A 19,175-nucleotide genomic window follows, 5' to 3' on the forward strand; every position below is an offset into this window, starting at 1 on the left:
CGGTTCAAACGATGGTGAACAGCGGTTGGTCGTACTCAACCGGCTGGCCGTCTTCGACGAGGATGGATTCGATCACACCGCTGGTTTCAGCTTCGATGTGGTTCATCATCTTCATGGCTTCAACAATGCACAGGGTGTCGCCTTTCTTCACGGTCTGGCCGACTTCAACGAAGGACGGCGAGCTTGGCGAAGACTTGCGATAGAAGGTGCCGACCATAGGCGAACGGGCAACGGTGCCGTTCAGCACTGGCGCGGCCGGAGCAGCAGGTGCTGCAGCGGCAACCGGAGCAGCAGCAACAGGCGCAGGCGCCGGAGCATGCATTGGAGCGGGTGCGTAATACTGCTGAGCCGGAGTCTTGCTGTGGCGGCTGATGCGTACGGACTCTTCGCCTTCCTTGATCTCAAGCTCGTCGATGCCGGACTCTTCCAGCAATTCGATCAGTTTCTTAACTTTACGGATATCCATGAATCATCAACTCCCAAGGGTCGGTCAGGGGCGTATAACGCTTGTTGTTCAAGCCGTTGCCTGTCTTTCAAGCTGTTCCAGGGCGGCCTCCAGGGCCAGTCGATAACCGCTGGCGCCAAGGCCGCAGATCACTCCCACCGCTACATCGGAGAAGTAAGAGTGATGGCGGAAAGGTTCGCGTTTGTGCACGTTAGACAAATGCACTTCGATGAATGGGATGCTCACCGCCAGCAGCGCGTCACGTAATGCGACACTGGTGTGCGTAAAAGCTGCCGGGTTGATCAGAATGAAGTCCACACCCTCGCTGCGGGCAGCGTGGATGCGGTCGATCAATTCGTACTCGGCGTTGCTTTGCAGGTGCAGCAAATGGTGGCCGGCTTCACGGGCACGGCGTTCCAGGTCCTGGTTGATCTGCGCCAGTGTCGTAGCGCCGTAGGTGCCCGGTTCACGGGTGCCGAGCATGTTCAGGTTGGGTCCGTGCAGAACCAATAGCGTCGCCATCTGCTGTTCCTTGTGATCTGTGTGCAATTGTCAGAACCCGGCGACTATGCCGCAAAGCCTTTGTGACTGTCCAGTTCTATGCAATAGCCCGCACGATGGCCGATGTTTGCGCGAAATAAATGACCGGGCGATTAAGTACGGTCATTTGCTTTTGTAACACGTTCGGCGAAGTCCGCTGCGTTGATCTCGCCGATCACCCGCACATCGGCCTGTTCGGTGCCGTCTTTGCCGAAAAACATCAGCGCCGGCGGGCCGAACAGTTTGTAGCGGTCGAGCAGGGCACGTTGTTCGGCATTACTTTCGGTGATGTCGAAGCGAATCAATCGATAGCCCTTGAGCCGTTCCATGACCGTGGCATCGTTGAGCACTTGGTGTTCGATGACTTTGCAACTGATGCACCAGTCGGCGTACCAGTCCAGCAGCAACGGGATGCCGGAGGATCTGGCGTCGGCGAGCACGCGATCGAGCTCTGCCGGGGTGCTGATGGTTTGCCAGGCGCTGCTGTCCTGCGCTTGCTCAGTGTTCGTGACAATGTGCGGCTGGCCGATCGGATTGAGCGGATCGGTCTGGCCACTGAATGCGCCGTACCAGCAGGCCAGCGCGTAAAACAGCAGGAACATCCCGAGTAATTGGCCCAGGCGTTTTCGAGGCGGTTTGTAGACGAACTCCAGCGCGCCCATGAACAAACCGACACCGCCGGCGAGCAAACCGATCAGCAGCAAAGTGATCTGGCCCGGCAATACCCGACTGAGCAGGCCTATCGCCAACCCCAGCAACAAAACCCCGATCGCGTTTTTTACATAGATCAGCCATGGCCCGCTTTTCGGCAGCCAGGCAGCGCCTCCGGTAGCCACCAGCACTAACGGTGCGCCCATGCCGAGGCCAAGCATGAGCAGTTTCAAGCCGCCGCCGAGTGCATCGCCGCTGGCACTGATGTACAGCAGCGCACCGGCCAGTGGTGCCGATACGCAAGGCGAGACCAGCAGGCTGGAGACTACGCCAAGCACCGCCGCGCCCCACAGCGAGCCGCCTTCGGTGCGGCCGGCGATTCGGTCGAGTCGACTGCTGATGGCGTGCGGCAGCTTGAGTTCGAAGACCCCGAACATGGCCAGGGCAAACAGCGCAAAGAACGTCGCAAACGGCACCAGCACCCAGGCCGATTGCAGACGCGCCTGGAGATTGAGCTGCGCGCCAAACATGCCCATCAACGCGCCGAGCAGGGCGAAACAGATGGCCATTGGCAACACGTAGGCCAGCGACAGGCTGAAGCCGCGTAAACCGCCGACCTGGCCGCGCAACACCACGCCGGAAAGGATCGGCAGCATGGGCAGTACGCAGGGCGTGAACGTCAGGCCCACACCGGCGAGGAAGAACAGGGCGAGCTCCCGCCAGCCCCAGCTCGTGGCGCCGGCGACGCCCTCTATGTCCAGGCGCTCGGTCTCGGGCGGATAGCACAGGCCTTTATCGGCGCAGCCCTGATAGGTGACGGCCAGGGTGAAGGCGCGTTGATCGGTGCGCGGCACCTCTACCTCGAGAATGCCGTGGTAGACCTCGACATCGCCGAAATACTCATCGTGCTTCTGTTCGCCCTGGGGCAGTTGCGCTGCGCCGAGGCCGACATCGGCGGGTTCGGCGCGAAACTGGAAGCGATGCCGGTAGAGGTAGTAACCCTCGGTGGCGACAAAACGCAGTTTGATCGACTGCGGCGTGCTGTCTGCCAGGCTCAGCTGAAAGGCTTCGCGTACCGGCAGGAAGTCGGCGCTGTTGTTGATCGAGCCCAGGGTGGAACTGGGCCGACTCTCCAGCAAACCGGCGGCGGAGGCCGGCAGGGCGAGCACAAAAAACAGCAGGCAAAGCAAACGGCGCATGACAGTCTCGCGTGTGGAAAGTGAGGGCATGATAGCGGACAGTCGCGCAGATTGCCCCGTACCCGTAGGAGCGAGGCTTGCCCGCGAATCAGGCGACGCGGTCTTTCAAGCAGACCGCGTTATCGTTCTTCGCGGGCAAGCCTCGTTCCTACAGGTATGGGGCGGTTTGTCAGACGCGGAAGGCCTGAACGGCGGTATGCAGCCGCCCACCCAACACCAACAAACGCTCCCCTTGCTCACGCCCCTGGCCAATGCGCAGCAAGTTATCCCCACCCAACTGGTGAATCCGCTCACTGTGATCGCGGATTTCGCTGACGGCGCCGCTCTGCTGGGCGGTGACGTCGGCGATGCGCACGGCGGTGTCGGAAATGGTCTGGATCGCCCCGACGATTTTATCCAGCGCGCCGTCAGCTGCTTGCGCCTGATTGGCGGTGGCTTCGGCGTGTTCGACCTGGGCGCGCATACCTTCCACCGATTGCCGCGCGGCGGTTTGCAGGCCGGCGATTAGTGTTTGAATCTCTGCGGTCGCCCGGGCAGTGCGTTGCGCCAGCGAGCGAACCTCTTCGGCCACCACCGCAAACCCACGACCCATTTCTCCGGCACGGGCCGCTTCGATGGCGGCGTTAAGGGCCAGCAGGTTGGTCTGGTCGGCAATCGAGCGGATCACTGTCAGCACGCCACCGATGGTGGCCGATTCCTCGGCCAGGTGTTCGATCATCTGCGCGTTGCCCTGCACTTCACCCACCAATTCATGCAGCCCGGTGAGGCTGAGGCCGATGACTTTCTGCCCGTGCTCCACCGCCAGTCCGGCATGTCGACTGGCGTCGGCGGCCTGGCTGGCATCGCCGGCCACTTGTTGGATGGTCGCCTCCAGTTCACCGAGGGAATCGCGGATCATCGCGGTATCGCCGGCCTGATGCTCGGCGCCGCTGTGCAGGTCGTTGCTCAACTCCGCCAAGGTGCGGCTGCTGCCCGCGACCTGCTCGGCGTTGAGGCGAATGGTGCCCACCAGATCCACCAGATAAGCCCGCAGGCGATTGAGCGAGGCTTGAATGTCATGCAATTCGCGATTGGTCTTGCCCAATTCAATGTCCTGGCTGAAGTCGCCCTCGGCCCAGGTCGACAGGGCCGGCGCCAGATTGGTCAGGGTCCGGGCGAGGCGCCGTTGCAGGGTATCGATCAGCAGCGCGATCAGCAGAATCAGGCCGATCATTAGCCCCTGCATCAGTCGCACTTCGCTCTGGATCTGCCCGTGCTGGGCGCGGACCACCGGTTCCAGCCCGGCGATGGCCTGCTGCACGGCGGCGATTTTCAGGTGAGTGGCGGCGCTGAGGTCGGCGCGTTGGCGAATCTGTTCGCGGGTGCGGGCAAGTTCCGAAGGATAGCGGGTCAACAGGTTATTGAGTTCACGCTTGAGGCCGACACCCGCGTCTTCGGCGACCGCTTTCTCGGTGTTCTCCAGGCCCATCATGGCGGCGAAATCATCGGTGTTCGATTGACTGTTGTTGGTGATGCCCAGCAGTGGCAAGGCCTCCAGTTGTTCGGCTTGAATGCGCAGGTTGCCGACTTCGCGCTCGACATCGGCGGCCAGTTCGCTGCGACCGCTGCTGACCAGCTTGTCCCGGGCCAGCGACAGTTTGCCCAAGTGCCGGGACGCGGCGAGTAATGGCGTCAGGTAAGCCGCATTAACGCTGGCGTACTGGCTGAGCTGATCAAGGCTGGCCGCCAATTCGCGTTCGGCTTGCAGCAGCAGCGCCTGTGGATCGCCCGCGAGCTTACCGGCAGCCAACAGGTCGGTTTTGCTGAATTCCTCCAGATTCGACAGGCTCGGGCGCAAGGTATCGGCCAGTGCCGGCGGCAAGTCACCCAGTTCCTGTTGCAGGCGGTCGATGGCCTGGCTGGCGCTGCTCAGGCGCAGCGCATCACCGCTGGCAAGGTAATCCTCGATGTTGCGCGCGACGTCATCCTGAAATTGCCGGGACAGGCCCAGGTAGCGCTCCATCAATAGATAGGGGCGTTCCAGGGCCTTTTGCGACCACCACAGGGTGGCGCCAAGAGCCACGCACACGGCGACTAACAGGAGGGTATTGAGATTGGTCAGCAACTTCAGGCGCATCGCGGGACTACCAACGGCAGAATCGTAAGTGCCTGAAGTTATTGCGTTTGTATTACAGGGTTATGACCGGTCGGTCGATTCCGCTGAAAAGGTGGCACTTTGCTTTTATGTTCGCGCTGCCTGTACGCAGTTGCGTCCGGCATGTTTGGCGCGGTACAGCGCCTCGTCAGCCTGGCTCGCTATCATCAGGCCGTCGGAATTTTCATCCAGCTCGGCTACTCCGGCACTGAAGGTGCACCGCAGGTCCTGGGGCTGGGCCGGGTAATGAATTTCGGCAAAACGCTGACGGATTTCTTCAAGCACTTTGTAAGCCGATTCGAGGTCGGTGTCCGGCATGACGATGGCGAACTCTTCACCCCCATAGCGGCCGATGAAGTCGGTCTTGCGCAAGCGTTGCTTGAGGAACAGTGCCAGGCTTTTGATCACACGGTCGCCCATGGGGTGACCGTGGCTGTCGTTGACCCGTTTGAAGTGGTCGATGTCGAGCATTGCAAAGCTCAGGGGCTTGCTTTCACGGCGGGCGCGGAAGCTGCAGTCTTCGAGCAATTGCAGGATGTGGGTGTGGTTGTAGAGGCCGGTGAGGCTGTCGCGAACCATCCGCGCCTTGAGGTTGCGCGCCCGCGCCGCACGATTACGCACGGTGGTGATCAGGTGTCGGGGCTTGATCGGTTTGGTCAGAAAATCGTCACCGCCCTCGCTCATGGCGTCGAGTTGCTTGTCCAGATCGTCTTCGGCGGACAGGTAAATGATCGGCACGCTGACGTAACGATCATTGTGGCGGATCACCTTGGCCAGTTCGGTCCCGGTGCAGGCCGGCATATACATGTCGAGGATGATCAGGTCCGGTTGGAAGTCTGCCAGCTCGGCCATCGCCTGAATCGGCTCGATCAGCGTCCGGGTGACGATCCCGGCGCTGTTGAGCAAGCGTTCGGTATGCAGTGCCTGGGCGCGGGAGTCATCGATGATCAGCACTTTATAAGGTTCGTACTGGGCGACGCAGGTCAGGACTTCGATTTTCTCCAGCAGGCTCGACGCCTCGAGCGTACCGGTCAGGAACTCCTGGCCACCGGCGCGCACCGCGGCGAGGCGGGTAGGCGTGTCGGTTTCCTGCAGGCTGAAAAACAGCAGCGGTAACGGTTCGTCCAGCCCGATCTGGGCTTCGGCGGCCAGTTTCAGGCCGATGCCGGCACCACTGAAGTCCACGTCCATGACGATCGCCGCGGGCAAGCGCTCGACCATCGACGAGCGAAACGCCGCCACGCTGTCCAGGGATTGGGCGCTGAGCCCGAAAAACTCCAGCTGCTTGGCCAGACGCTCGGCGCGGTTGTGATCCTGCAACATCACATAGATTGGCTTGCGCAACGGCGGCAGGTAGGTTTGTTCGAGCTGATCGCCATGGCGCAGGCCGGTGCGCGACAAGTGCTGCATCAAGCGATTGAGGTCATTGATCAGATCGCTGTTCAGGCGTCCGCGGTTGGCGTCGACCGCCTGCAGCGACTGGCCGATGTGGTGCGCCAGCCGGGTGTGTTCCGGTTGTTCGAAACGCTCGGCGAAACGCAGCAGACGCAGGTTGGCCTCGCTCAGTTCCGATAAGTCGGTGTTGGACCACTCGCTGTGTTGCAGGCGCTGCCATATTTCAAGAATTTGACGTGCCTGATGAATCACCCGCTGGGCAAAGTGGTGCTTGAGGCGCTCACGGCTGGGGTCTTCTGGCTCGGTCATATCCTGACTACTAGTGAGGGTGCATGCTGAGGTCGACTGGTGGCGCTATGCTAGCACCACTTTTCATGTGCATGAGTGTCGCACGTCAATAATCAGCAAAGCGACCTCATTCAGTTGCTGACCGACTGGCCCGATAGGCTCGCGGCTGTGCTTCATTTATAGTGGCCGCTCGATCGCGCCCGTTGCGCGGCTCGTCCCTTGCACCGGATTTAATGCGCGGCAAACGAGGCACGATGGCGTAGGGTTGTGGTCGAACCGATGAACTCAAGTGATTGAAAGGATATCGCCATGCTGGACTGGAAGAACCGCGCGGGCAGCGCGCCTGAACGTGCCGCTGAACCGAAATCGGCCACCCGCAGTTATGTTGGCGGCCTGTTGTTCAGCCGGGCGCTGGCCACCCTGATCGGCCTTTACCTGCTGGTGGTGATTGCGCTGGGCTGGTACTGGAGCCAGGAACCCGCGCTGTTCCCGGTTCAACAGAACGCCCAGGTGGCTGCCGAGAAAGAAGGCAAGCAGATGGTCATCGGCTATACCACGGTGGAAACGCTCAAGACCGTCGCCGATACCTTGCTGACCAAACCGGGCGGTTATATTTCGAACGACCGTTTCCCGCCGGGCCTGTGGATGGATAACACGCCGAGCTGGGAGTATGGCGTGCTGGTCCAGGTCCGTGACCTGAGCCGTGCGCTGCGCAAGGACTTCGCCCGCTCCCAGTCGCAGTCCACCGAAGACGCTGACCTGGCCAAGGCCGAGCCGCGTTTCAACTTCGACAATAGAAGCTGGGTGCTGCCCTCCAGTGAGTCTGAATATCAGGAAGGGATCAAGTCCCTGAGCCGTTATCAGGCGCGCTTGTCCGACCCGAGTCAGAAAAGCGCATTGTTTTATGCGCGTGCCGACAACCTGAACAACTGGCTGGGCGATGTCGGCACCCGCCTGGGTTCGTTGTCGCAACGGCTGTCGGCCAGCGTTGGCCGCGTCAAGCTCAATACCGCGTTGAAAACCGAAGTCGTCGCGCCAGGTCAGGTACCGCAGGTCGACGAAGAAATCGTCGAAACCCCGTGGATGCAGATCGACAACGTGTTCTACGAAGCCCGTGGCCAGGCCTGGGCGCTGTCCCATCTGCTGCGCGCCATCGAAGTCGACTTCGCCGATGTGCTGGCCAAGAAGAACGCCACGGTCAGCGTGCGCCAGATCATTCGTGAGCTGGAAGCCTCGCAGGAACCGGTCTGGAGCCCGATGATCCTTAACGGCAGCGGCTTCGGGGTGCTGGCCAATCACTCGCTGGTCATGGCCAACTACATCTCCCGGGCCAACGCCGCAGTCATTGATTTGCGTCAGTTGCTCAATCAGGGCTGAGTCATGGTCGATAGCTCCATCGATAGCCTGCGCGAGGCCGCCCATCGAGCGGCCTCGGATGCCGAACAGATCGCCTGGGTCGACGAGCAGGACAACCTGCTCGGCGCCCTGGTCCGTTCCGACTTGCGCGAGCGCGGCCTGATCGGGCGCGGCACTTACATCATGCTGTTCAACTGCGCCGGTGAACTCTGCGTGCATCGGCGCACGTTGAGCAAAGCGATTTATCCGGGCTACTGGGACGTGGCGGCCGGTGGCATGGTACTGGCCACCGAGACTTACGCCGAATCGGCGGCCCGCGAGCTGGAAGAAGAGCTTGGGGTGAGCGGCGTGGAGCTGATTGCTCATGACCACTTTTACTTCGAGGACACTGGCAATCGGCTCTGGTGTTCAGCCTTTTCGGCGGTGTGGGATGGCCCCTTGATCCTGCAACCGGAAGAAGTGCTCGAAGCGCGCTTCATGCCCATCGATCAGGTCATGCTGGAAATCCAGCAAAAGCCTTACTGCCCGGACTCTCTGGCGGCCTTGCAGCGCTATCTTCGGGCTCGTGGGCCGGACGTCGCATAAGCGGCATAAATTGGCGCCGATTGGCTCTTAGCAAGTCGGCTTTTTGCCGTTACACTGCGCGACCTTTTCAAACTGAACCGGTATTGCTCTTCTGTAGGAGCGAAGCTTGCTCGCGAAGGACGTTAACGATAACGCGTGCATTCAGATTGTCCGCATCGTCCTTGCGTTCTTCGCGAGCAAGCTTCGCTCCTACAGGATTGTACCGTTTCAGTAGCGCTGCCCCTGCCTGAGTGGGGCTTCGCGGTCGATGGCACACCCGCCGCGACCAGTCTTTGTCCTCCCAAGAGGATTGCCGGTGGCCAAAAAAGCCGCATCCTTCGCCGCCCTTGGTGGCCTGGTATTTTCCACCGACGCAGGTCGTCATTGCCCGGATTGCAGTAAACCGGTGGATGCCTGCATCTGCAAACAGACCGTTATCCCGGCCGGCGACGGCATCGCTCGCGTGCGTCGCGAAAGCAAGGGGCGTGGCGGCAAGACGGTGACCACCATCACCGGCGTGCCGTTGGCCGAAGACGCGCTCAAGGACCTGGCGACCACGTTGAAGAAACGTTGCGGGACCGGCGGGGCATTGAAAGACGGAATCATTGAAATCCAGGGCGATCATGTCGAGCTACTCTTGGCCGAGTTGATCAAACACGGTTTCAAGGCGAAGAAGTCCGGCGGCTAGCAGCTTCTGTGAAAACCACCCTCGGCTAGATCCGGTCCTGACAGCAGGCCTGGCATCGTCTACATGGTTTTCACAGAGCCTGTTCTGACCGGTTTCTAAACTCACTGCGGTCAGCGAGGTCTATCCCCTCGTTGACGAACCGTCATTTTCATTCTTTAGACTGCGCCAGCCTGAACCCAGGCGACGCTCTATGACTTCTTTATAGGGGACTTCAATGTCCGTAAGACGCACACGCAAAGACGATGGCAGCCAATGGACAGTTGCGGACAGCCGCAGTGTTTACGGGATTCGCCATTGGGGGGCCGGGTATTTCGCGATCAATGACGCCGGTCGCGTCGAAGTTCGTCCGAACGGTCCCGCCAGTTCGCCTATCGACCTGTTCGAGCAAGTCGACCAGCTGCGCCAAAGCGGCCTGTCCTTGCCGTTGCTGGTGCGTTTCCCTGACATTCTGCAAGACCGCGTGCGTCAGCTGACCGGCGCCTTCGACGCCAATATCGAACGCCTGGAGTACCAGAGCAAATACACCGCGCTGTACCCGATCAAAGTGAACCAGCAGGAAGCGGTGATCGAGAACATCATCGCGACCCAAGACGTGTCCATCGGCCTGGAAGCCGGCTCCAAGCCGGAGCTGCTGGCCGTACTGGCCCTGGCGCCGAAGGGTGGCACCATCGTTTGCAACGGTTACAAGGATCGCGAGTTCATCCGTCTGGCGCTGATCGGTCAGAAACTTGGCCACAACGTGTTCATCGTGATCGAGAAAGAATCCGAAGTTGCCCTGGTGATCGAAGAAGCCGCCTCGCTGAAGGTCAAGCCTCAGGTCGGTCTGCGCGTGCGCCTGTCATCCCTGGCGTCGTCCAAATGGGCAGATACCGGTGGCGAGAAGTCCAAGTTCGGTCTGTCGGCGGCGCAATTGCTATCGGTGGTCGAGCGTTTCCGCGCTGCCGGCCTGGATCAGGGCATTCGCCTGCTGCACTTCCACATGGGTTCGCAGATCGCCAACCTGGCGGACTACCAGCACGGCTTCAAGGAGGCGATTCGCTACTACGGCGAACTGCGCAACCTCGGCCTGCCGGTTGACCACATCGACGTCGGCGGCGGTTTGGGCGTGGACTACGACGGTACCCACTCGCGCAACGCCAGCTCGATCAACTACGACATGGACGATTACGCCGGTGTCGTGGTCGGGATGCTCAAGGAATTCTGCGACGCGCAAAGCCTGCCACACCCGAACATCTTCTCCGAGAGCGGCCGTTCCCTGACCGCACACCACGCCATGCTGGTGGTGCAGGTGACCGACGTCGAGAAACACAACGACGACGTGCCGCAGATCGAGAACAAGGAAGCGCTGCCGGAAACCGTGCAGTGGCTGGTTGACCTGCTGGGTCCGACCGACATCGAGATGGTCACCGAAACCTACTGGCGCGCCACGCACTACATGAGCGACGTGGCCACCCAGTACGCTGACGGCAAGCTGACCCTGGCCGAGAAAGCTCTGGCCGAGCAATGCTACTTCGCCGTGTGCCGCCGCCTGCACAACTCGCTGAAGGCCCGTCAGCGTTCGCACCGCCAGGTGCTCGACGAACTCAACGACAAGCTGGCCGACAAGTACATCTGCAACTTCTCGGTCTTCCAAAGCCTGCCGGACACCTGGGCCATCGGCCAGGTGTTGCCGATCCTGCCGTTACATCGTCTCGACGAAGAGCCTCTGCGTCGGGCGGTGCTGCAGGATCTGACCTGCGACTCCGACGGCAAGATCAAGCAATACGTCGACGAGCAGAGCATCGAGACCAGCCTGCCGGTTCACGGTTTGAACGAAGGCGAAGACTACCTGCTGGGTATCTTCCTGGTGGGCGCCTATCAGGAAATTCTCGGCGACATGCACAACCTGTTCGGTGACACCGACTCGGTGAACATCTACCAGAATGCCGACGGCAGCGTGTACCACGCGGGTATCGAAACCCACGACACCATCGAAGACATGCTGCGTTACGTGCACTTGTCGCCGGAAGAGTTGATGACCCACTACCGCGACAAGTGCGCCAGCGCCCGCATCACTGCCGCCGAGCGCACTCAGTTCCTCGACGCACTGCGACTGGGTCTGACCCGTTCGTCTTACCTGTCCTCTTGAGGTAAGTCGTCGTTCTCACCAGGTTGTCTGAAAATGTTCCGCGCACAGCAGAAGTTTCGGATGACCTGGTAGGACGTTTCTCCATTTTCAAAGGAAATTTCCCCGCTTTCGGCTATTAAAGCCATTCGGTCCTCTTTTCGCGTAGGCCATTTCCTAAGTTGTATTTCGGCACTCTACTCGGCCATGTCTCTCGGCGAGAATCCCCGGCCGCCCCTCCTGTAGAGAATCGCCGATGTTCGATCCAGTCAACGAGCCTTCATTTCGTCTGGACGTAGCAGGTATGTCCGACGCCTTCGAAGTCTTGGCCTTTGCCGGTAGAGAAGCCATCAGCGAGCCTTTTGTGTTCGATGTGGACCTGCTGATAGATGACCCGACGCTCGACCTTGCCAGCCTGCTGTACCAACCGGTCTCTCTGCACTTCGGGCCGGCGGGACATGCGATTCATGGACAACTGCACGAACTCGTCCAGCATGACCAGGGTCCGACTGCCCGGCTCTGCCGCGTGCGGCTGGGGCCGAAGCTGGCCTGCCTTTCCCAGCGCTTCAGCCAGCGAATCTTCAATGCCTGCTCGGTGCCGCAGATCCTCAGTCAAGTACTCAGGGAACATGGCATTGCCGACAAGGATCGGCGCTTCGAGCTGAGCGGCGATTACCCGCCCCGTGATTTCTGTACCCAGTACCGGGAATCGGACCTGCAGTTTCTCCAGCGCCTGTGCGCTCAGGAGCGGCTTAACTACCATTTCGCGCACCAGGCAGACGGGCACTGCGTGGTCTTTGGTGATGGCCAGGCGCATTTTCGCTTGGGCGAACTGGCGGATTTTCGCGTCGACAGCGAGCAACCGGCCGTGCGGCAGTTTCAGCTTCAGGGGCAACGAACCGCGCAGAGTGCCCAAGGCCGTACGGACCTGGCGACGCTGCGCAGTGGTCAACTGATGTCGCTATCCGGCCATCCGACCGCCAACTGGAATCAACTGTGGCTGTTGACCCATATTGAACATCAGGGGAGCCAGGATCCCCTGGCCCCCTACAGCAATCAGATCCGCGCGATTCACTGGGAAGCGCCCCTGGTGTCGCCCCATTGCGCAACGAAACCTCGCATGCACAGCCTGCAACGGGCCTGGGTCGTCAATGTCGAAGAGTCTCGACCTGATCCATCCAGGCCGGTTGCCGTGCAGTTCGATTGGCTTTACCAGGGCGAGGGCGCGATCCCTACCCACTGTTGGCTGCCCTTGGCAACTGAGTTGGGCAGCGCAGCGGATACGCCGCTGAATGAGGGCGCCGAGGTGGTGGTGAGCTTTATCGAGGGCGATCCGGATCAGCCGCTGATTACCGGTTTTCTACACCAGCCAAAGACTGTCGAAGAGGCTGAGGAGCCCCGCGCGACAGACGACTGTCCGCCCGACGAAGGCGTGCTCCGAATGCTGCGCTCCGGCGAGCCCTTGATGCTGCTGTGCCTGCTGCCGGGTGGCGGCAGTTTCACTCATTGTGCTGAGGTTTTCTGCACCTGCCGGGCGGCGACGCGGTTTGGCCGGAGCGGTGCGGCATGATTGCCGCGAGCCCGCAATGGCTATTGCTGGATGTGCCGGGTGCGCCACTGGCGGGGGCGACACTGCGGCAGACGTTTGCCCATGCGCAGTGGTTCTGGTTGTTCGAAGATACCGAGCTGCATGCGTTGCGCGAACAGGGTCCGGTTCTGGTCGACCTGGGCTCATGCCCGGCGCTGGCCGAGTTGTGCTACAGCGAAGCGCAACACTGGCGTGGACTGTTGGTCTTCAGCGGGGCGCCGCCGTCGCCGTTGCTGGCGCATATGCGCCGTATGCTCACGGTCACGGTCGGCGTGCATCACCGCGCTTTGTTGAACTACTACAACCCCAACACGGCCAGTTACTTTTTTGATGCCTGCGACGCCCGGGAGCTGAGTCGCTGGCTGGGGCCGATCAGTCAGTTGCACTGGTTTGGCGGAACCTGGGCGGATCGCGCGATCGGCTGTCAGGGTTGGCAACAGCTGCACAACCCGGGGCTTGCCGTCAGCCCGTTAGCTGTCGAAGAAAGTCTCAGCCCCGGTCAACAGGAAAAGTTGCAAACCTGTCTGCTGGAACAGCACGCCTGGCACTGGAGCCATTCCACCGGGAGCGATTACCACAGCCTGTGGGCGCATATGCAGGAAGGGCTGGCGCTGGGTTTCCACGAACGTTCGGTGCTTGATGACTGGTTATGGCTGCGCTTGCAATACCCGCGCGCTGCGCTGGTGCTGCCTTTGTCGGGACTGACCCAGCAGGAGCGGCTAGACCACCTGCGCGACCGATGGCAGACCGATTGACACTGACCCCGGCGTTCGTCACGGCCGCGCCGGATCAGTGAGCCCGGCCTGTAAACCAGCCGTCGTTCTTGCGCAGAAACCAGGCAAAAGCACCAAGGGTCAAACTGCGCAGGGCCATGAACCACAGGAACGTTATCCACAGGCCATGGTTGCCCAAGCCTCGCAGTGCCCAGGCGAACGGCAATACCAGAATCATCGTCAACAGCATGCCGTTACGCATTTCGCGGGCGCGCGTGGCGCCGATGAACAGACCGTCGAGCAGGTAACTCCAGACCGCAATCAGCGGCAGGGCGGCGAGGTAAGGCAGGTAGATGAATGCGGTGTCGCGTACGCTTTGAATGTCGGTCTGCATCTCGATGAACAGATGGCCGGCGAACAGAAACAGCGCGGCAAAGCCCAGACTCGCCAGCAACGACCAACCACAGGCCACCACCAACGAGCGGCGCAGGGCGTCCCGGTCGCGAGCGCCGATGGCGTGCCCGCAAAGGGCCTCTACGGCGTGGGCCAGGCCATCGAGCGCATGGGCCGTCAGCAGCAGGCCGTTGAGCAGTAACGCGTTGGCGGCGACAGTGGCATCGCCCAGTCGCGCGCCTTGCACGGTAATGAAAAAAAACACCGATTGCAGGACCAGGCTGCGGATGAAGATGTCGCGGTTGACCGCCAACAGCGGTCGCCAGCTCTGCCACAGCGCCAGTGCAGCCCAGGCGATATGGCCAGGGTAGGCGCGCAGGGCGTTTCGGGTCATCAGCAGACCGATCAGTGCGCCGGTCCATTCGGCAATCACCGACGCGCGGGCAGCGCCGACCACGCCCCATTCCAGCCCGAGGACGAACCACAGGTTCAAGGCAATGTTGACCAGGTTGGTGCTCAGCAGAATCGCCAGTGGCGCCCGGGCGTTCTGGGTGCCGAGGAACCAGCCGACCAGGGCATAACTGGCCAGTGCCGCCGGCAGGCCGAACAGGCGCGTGTGGAAAAATTCGCGGGTCAGTTGATCCAGTTCGGCCGAGGGTTGCATGAAGTGCAGCGCGACGCCGCTCAACGGCACGCCCAGCGCTCCCAGGACAATGGCCAAGCCCATGGCCAGCAGCAAGCCCTGCAACAAAATCTGCCGCAACGCCGCGCCATCCCCGCGTCCCGCCGCCTGGGCGGCAAAGCCGGTGGAGCCCATGCGCAGAAAGCCCATGGCCCAGGCGAGAAAGGTATACAGGCTGGCCCCGACCGCGACGGCGCCCAACTGATGGGCGTGGGGCAGGTGACCGATGACCGTACTGTCGACCAGCGCCACCAGCGGTACGGAAATGTTCGACAGAATCATGGGGGCGGCGAGCGCCCAGACCCGGCGGTGAGTAGGGCGGTCGCGCCAGTCGGCGATCAGGTTGGGCATGCGGGCTCCTTGGGGGAGCGGGCATTGTAGCGATACATTCGGAGTCTGCCGCGATCCATTGTAGGAGCAGCCGGTCGACGCTCGATTGCTCGCGAAGGACGTCAACGAAAACGCGTGCTGTCTGGATAAACGCGTTGCCCTTGCGTTTTTCGCGAGCAAGCTCGCTCCTACAGGGGGAATGGTGGTGTTAGTGGATGATCCAGCTCAACAACCAAAGCCCCAGCAGCAACCAGATAATCCCCATGATGATCGACGCGCTCATGAAGGCGCGAATCGCCGCCCACAACAGCATCAACCCCACGATCAACGCGATGATGCTGACGATCGAAGCGTCCATGCCCAGCGCCCGGGACAGTCCTTCGACAAAGTTGCTGCCGGCATGGCTCAACAGATTGAACAGCCCGCTGAGGGCGTCAACGATGAACCGGATGATCGAACCGAGTACCTGGCCGAGCCATTCGAAAAAGCTTTCTACCTGCATGGGGTGAACGTCCTGTTGAAGTGGTTGAGCCTTGGGCCAATGATCACCGTGGCGAGTTCCCTGATGCCGGGATCGTTTGAGTATGACGCAAAGATACCTGTCTGTTGAGGAACCCTGTAGGAGCGAGCTTGCTCGCGAAGGACGTTAACGATAACGCGTTCATCCTGGATAAACGTGTCGCTCTCAAGCCCTTCGCGAGCAAGCTCGCTCCTACAGGGGGGCTAACGCCCCTTGCCATCCCCGGCCATCCCCCCGAAGCTATACGCCTTCAGGAGAGCCCGATGAACCTTGTTGAACTGACCGAACGCCTGCACGCCATCCGTGACCGCAATGACTGGCGGCAATTTCACAGCCCGAAAAACCTGGCCATGGCCGCGAGCGTGGAGATGTCTGAGCTGGTGGAAATCTTCCAGTGGCTGACCGAAGACCAGTCGCGTCAGCTGCCGGCGGACAAACTGGCCCACGCCGGGCAGGAAGTCGGCGATATCGTGCTGTATCTATTGCTGCTGTGCAGCGAGTTGGGGCTGGACATGAATCAGGTGGTGAGCAGCAAGCTCGCCGACAGCGAGCGGAGGTTCAGCTGATGAGCGACCGTCATTTCGATCAACTGGCGACCCGCTTCGCCGAAAAAATCTATGGCGGTGCCAAAGGCGCGATCCGTCTGGCCGTGCTTCAGGCGGACCTGACCGAGATCCTGCCGGACCGGCCATTACGGGTACTCGACATCGGTGCCGGCCTGGGGCACATGTCGTTGTGGCTGGCGCAGCGCGGTCATCAGGTCACGCTTGCCGAACCCGCCGAGCCGATGCTCGAAGGCGCCCGCCAGCGCTTCGCCGACGCCGGGCAGACCGCGACCTTCATTCAGGCACCCTGGCAGGCGCTGCCAGGTCAACTCACCGAGCCCTACGACCTGGTGCTGTGTCACGCCGTGCTGGAGTGGCTTGCCGAACCCTACACGATCCTGCCGGTGCTGCATCAGCTGACTCGACCCGAAGGTTGGTTATCCCTGGCTTTCTACAACCGCGATGCGCTGATCTACCGCAATCTGCTCAAGGGGCACTTTCGCAAGATGCGCAAGAACGACATGGCTGGCGAGAAGCAGAGCCTGACCCCGCAGCAGCCCCTTGATCCGCGTGAACTGGCGGCGCAACTTGAGGGCCTGTGGCGGGTCGAAACTCAGAGCGGGGTTCGGGTTTTTCACGACTACATGCCGGTGGAGTTCCAGGCCCGCGCTGAACTGGTGGACTTGCTGGAGATGGAGCTGGCCCACCGTCGCCACCCAAGCTTCGCCGGGCTTGGGCGCTACTTGCACTGGATCTGTCGGCCGGTCTGATCGGAGCGTGAAATGAAAAGTCGTTCAGGTTTACTGGTGATCTGTCTGGGGTTGGCGGCCTGTCAGGGCAGCAATCCTTATGTGGCGACATCCAACCCCTTGCCGCCGGCACCGCCTCAGGCGGCCAACACCTTCGACCGCAGCGCCTACCCGGCGCCACCGCGTGACTATGGGCGCTACCGCAGCTGGGCCTGGCTCGATGGGCGACTGCCGCCCGGTACCGCCTGGGCGGACTCGGCGCAAGTCGCCGAAGCCGTCAGCAATGCGCTGGACCAGCGCGGCTTGCGCCCGCTGCATGACAATCGGCCGGCGGACCTGTTTGTCAGCGCCGACCTGCGTCTGGAAACCCGCTTGCGCCAGGTCCGCGATGATTATGGGTATGGCGGCGGGTACTACGGCGGCGGGTACGGTGGGTACAACCGCTATGGCAGCGGTTATGGCATGTACAACACGGTGCCGATCGTTCGAACGTATCAGGAGCAAGTCGTGGTGGTGCGGGTGGATCTGTTCGATGCCAAAAGCGGTCAACCGGTGTGGAGTTCCAGTGCCGAAACCAGCCAACGGGGCAGCCAGGGCGCGCAGACCGACGCGATACGGGAGGCTGTGGAAAAGGCAATGTCGGCGTATCCTCCTAATTAGCTTCATCATCAGGAAGCCTTGCGCAGGTTCATGTCTTCTACCGGAGAAATATCATGTTCCGCCGTCTCGCTTTACTGACCTTGGCCGCGCTGCTTAGCGCCTGCGCGACCCAGGTCAATCATGACTTCGATGCCAGCCGCGACTTCTCCGCCTATCGCAGCTGGAGCTGGAAAGAGCCCGCCCTGCAATATCGACCCGATGACCCGCGGATCAAGAGCGACCTGACTGAACAGCGCGTGCGCCAATCGGTTGCCGATCAGCTCGATCAGCGCGGCTTGCGACCGGCCGCTGCCGGTACCCGGGGCGACTTGAGCGTGCAGACCTACCTGATCGTCGAGGAGCGTCAGCAACAGGTGACCACCAACTATGGCGGCGCTTGGGGCAACCCATGGAATGGCTACTGGGGCGGGCCGATGTACAACGAAACCCGCAACGTCAGCTACAAGGTGGCGACCATCCAGATCGACCTGCTCGATGGCAAGGACGGCAAACTGGTGTGGCGCGGCAGTGATGAACAAATGCTCAGCCGCACACCGAATCCCGCTGATCGCAGCGCGGCGATACGCGAAACGGTTGGACGGGTACTGGCCAACTATCCACCCAAATAACCATCTGTGGGAGCGAGACCGGCTTGCCGGCGAAGGCGGCCGACCAGACACCACCGACGGCGTTTCATTGTCTTGAGCGGCGTATTGCCATCCCCCCAGGCCAGTCGGCGGGAGACCCTTCGACGACGAGGCCCGCTGTGGGGAGAAGGACATTGCTGGCAGTGACGATCAGGCGACAGGCCGCCAATGCCCCACCATATGCTCAAGATCCCCCGCACCCATCAACTGAAAATCGCCACTGGATCCAGCCGCGCTGGACAGCAATGTCACCTCGCTCGGCAACCGCACCGGCTTCCTGAACTGCACCGCAAGCTCGACATTCGCCGCCGGCAGGTGCTCACTCAGCGCCGCCAGTGTCCGGGCCTTGTTCCACAGCCCATGGGCAATCGCTGTCGGGAAGCTGAACAGCCTGGCGCTGACGGCACTCAGGTGAATCGGGTTGTAGTCGCCCGACACTTTGGCGTACTGCCGGCCAATGTCCGCCGGCGCGTGCCAGCGGGTCACCTCCGTCAGCTCCAGCGTCGATGCCAGCACTTCCTCGATAGGCTCGCCGTCCAGTTTTACGCCCCGGCACAGCATCTGACTTTCAGCTTCCCACAACACGCCCAATTGATCGTCGAGGGTGGTCACCAGGTCGAACGTTGCCCCCTTGGCATGGGGTTGCAGGTTCTGCACCTGCACGCTGACCCGCGCGCGATTGACCCCGCCCATCGGCCGCAGGATGCGAATGCGGTTGCTCAGGTGGATCAACCCCAGCAGCGGAAACGGAAACGCCTTGGCCGTGAGCAATTGCATTTGCAAGGCAAACGCCAGGATGTGCGGATAGGTGGGTGGCAGCAAGCCGTTGTCGGCAAAGCCGCAGACCTTGCGATAGCCCGCCAGGCGCTGCGGATCGACATCGATCCAGCAGCGCAAGCCTGAATCGGGCAGCGTGGTGCCGCTGATTTTGCGTCGCGTCGCGGCCTTGGCATAGAGTGCCGGCAGGCTCGGTTCGCGGTTGAGTGTGTGCCAATCGATGATCAT

At 61.4% G+C, this 19,175-nt stretch carries 17 protein-coding genes and 1 pseudogene; 10 read left to right on the forward strand and 8 right to left on the reverse strand.

What is annotated here, in order from left to right:
* Window positions 1-4: 4 nt before the first annotated feature.
* From accB to ACA062_RS02935, 5 genes and pseudogenes are all read right to left on the reverse strand, one after another.
* Entirely contained in the window at window positions 5-466 is a 462-nt protein-coding gene (gene accB / locus ACA062_RS02915; protein ID WP_054044024.1) for an acetyl-CoA carboxylase biotin carboxyl carrier protein, read from the reverse strand.
* 48 nt (window positions 467-514) lie between these two features.
* Window positions 515-967: a type II 3-dehydroquinate dehydratase gene (aroQ, locus tag ACA062_RS02920; protein ID WP_017336343.1), complete on the reverse strand. Its 453-nt coding sequence runs from the start codon at window positions 965-967 to the stop codon at window positions 515-517.
* Window positions 968-1,098: 131 nt separating this feature from the next.
* On the reverse strand, window positions 1,099-2,835 hold the full coding sequence (locus tag ACA062_RS02925) for a protein-disulfide reductase DsbD (RefSeq protein WP_497455143.1): 1,737 nt from the start codon (window positions 2,833-2,835) through the stop codon (window positions 1,099-1,101).
* A 169-nt stretch (window positions 2,836-3,004) separates the two neighbouring features.
* A pseudogene (locus tag ACA062_RS02930) lies at window positions 3,005-3,511 on the reverse strand (methyl-accepting chemotaxis protein); the annotation flags it as partial.
* 1,545 nt (window positions 3,512-5,056) lie between these two features.
* Window positions 5,057-6,673 carry a GGDEF domain-containing response regulator gene (locus ACA062_RS02935; RefSeq protein ID WP_497455144.1) on the reverse strand — a complete coding sequence of 539 codons (1,617 nt, stop codon included), beginning with the start codon at window positions 6,671-6,673 and terminating at the stop codon, window positions 5,057-5,059.
* 288 nt (window positions 6,674-6,961) lie between these two features.
* Here ACA062_RS02935 and ACA062_RS02940 point away from each other — a divergent pair, with 288 nt between their 5' ends.
* The 6 genes from ACA062_RS02940 to ACA062_RS02965 all read left to right on the forward strand — a co-directional run bounded on the left by ACA062_RS02940 (window position 6,962) and on the right by ACA062_RS02965 (window position 13,707).
* A complete protein-coding gene (locus ACA062_RS02940; protein ID WP_497455145.1) occupies window positions 6,962-8,029 on the forward strand; it encodes a DUF2333 family protein in 1,068 nt (355 codons plus the stop codon).
* A gap of 3 nt (window positions 8,030-8,032) precedes the next feature.
* The gene (locus tag ACA062_RS02945) at window positions 8,033-8,593 is read left to right on the forward strand and encodes an NUDIX hydrolase (RefSeq protein WP_497455146.1); all 561 of its coding nucleotides are present in this window, start codon (window positions 8,033-8,035) and stop codon (window positions 8,591-8,593) included.
* Window positions 8,594-8,888: 295 nt separating this feature from the next.
* Window positions 8,889-9,260 (forward strand): translation initiation factor Sui1, encoded by a 372-nt coding sequence (locus ACA062_RS02950; RefSeq protein WP_033059567.1) that lies wholly within the window; start codon window positions 8,889-8,891, stop codon window positions 9,258-9,260.
* A 214-nt stretch (window positions 9,261-9,474) separates the two neighbouring features.
* Window positions 9,475-11,388 (forward strand): arginine decarboxylase, encoded by a 1,914-nt coding sequence (gene speA, locus ACA062_RS02955; protein WP_497455147.1) that lies wholly within the window; start codon window positions 9,475-9,477, stop codon window positions 11,386-11,388.
* Window positions 11,389-11,620: 232 nt separating this feature from the next.
* Window positions 11,621-12,934, forward strand: coding sequence for a contractile injection system protein, VgrG/Pvc8 family (locus tag ACA062_RS02960; RefSeq protein ID WP_497455148.1), 1,314 nt, complete (start codon window positions 11,621-11,623; stop codon window positions 12,932-12,934).
* The gene (locus tag ACA062_RS02965) at window positions 12,931-13,707 is read left to right on the forward strand and encodes a DUF4123 domain-containing protein (protein ID WP_497455149.1); all 777 of its coding nucleotides are present in this window, start codon (window positions 12,931-12,933) and stop codon (window positions 13,705-13,707) included. The genes ACA062_RS02960 and ACA062_RS02965 overlap by 4 nt, the downstream gene beginning before the upstream one ends.
* Window positions 13,708-13,741: 34 nt before the next feature.
* Here ACA062_RS02965 and ACA062_RS02970 read toward each other — a convergent pair whose 3' ends face one another.
* Complete coding sequence (locus ACA062_RS02970) at window positions 13,742-15,091, reverse strand: MATE family efflux transporter (RefSeq protein WP_497455150.1); 1,350 nt, start codon at window positions 15,089-15,091, stop codon at window positions 13,742-13,744.
* A gap of 187 nt (window positions 15,092-15,278) precedes the next feature.
* A complete protein-coding gene (locus ACA062_RS02975) occupies window positions 15,279-15,572 on the reverse strand; it encodes a hypothetical protein (protein ID WP_497455151.1) in 294 nt (97 codons plus the stop codon).
* Between the two features lie 281 nt (window positions 15,573-15,853).
* Between ACA062_RS02975 and ACA062_RS02980 the strand changes: the two genes are divergently transcribed.
* From ACA062_RS02980 to ACA062_RS02995, 4 genes are read left to right on the forward strand one after another with little or no spacing between them, the layout of a single operon-like run.
* Entirely contained in the window at window positions 15,854-16,156 is a 303-nt protein-coding gene (locus ACA062_RS02980; protein WP_128874386.1) for a MazG-like family protein, read from the forward strand.
* Entirely contained in the window at window positions 16,156-16,905 is a 750-nt protein-coding gene (locus tag ACA062_RS02985) for a methyltransferase domain-containing protein (protein ID WP_497455152.1), read from the forward strand. Before ACA062_RS02980 ends, ACA062_RS02985 begins: the two co-directional genes overlap by 1 nt.
* A 12-nt stretch (window positions 16,906-16,917) precedes the next feature.
* Window positions 16,918-17,544, forward strand: coding sequence for a DUF4136 domain-containing protein (locus ACA062_RS02990; RefSeq protein ID WP_497455153.1), 627 nt, complete (start codon window positions 16,918-16,920; stop codon window positions 17,542-17,544).
* Window positions 17,545-17,597: 53 nt separating this feature from the next.
* On the forward strand, window positions 17,598-18,152 hold the full coding sequence (locus tag ACA062_RS02995; RefSeq protein ID WP_497455154.1) for a DUF4136 domain-containing protein: 555 nt from the start codon (window positions 17,598-17,600) through the stop codon (window positions 18,150-18,152).
* Between the two features lie 168 nt (window positions 18,153-18,320).
* Here the strand turns inward: ACA062_RS02995 and ACA062_RS03000 are convergent, their stop codons facing one another.
* Complete coding sequence (locus ACA062_RS03000; protein ID WP_497455155.1) at window positions 18,321-19,175, reverse strand: MaoC family dehydratase; 855 nt, start codon at window positions 19,173-19,175, stop codon at window positions 18,321-18,323.

This window comes from Pseudomonas sp. LBUM1679 (assembly GCF_059695565.1).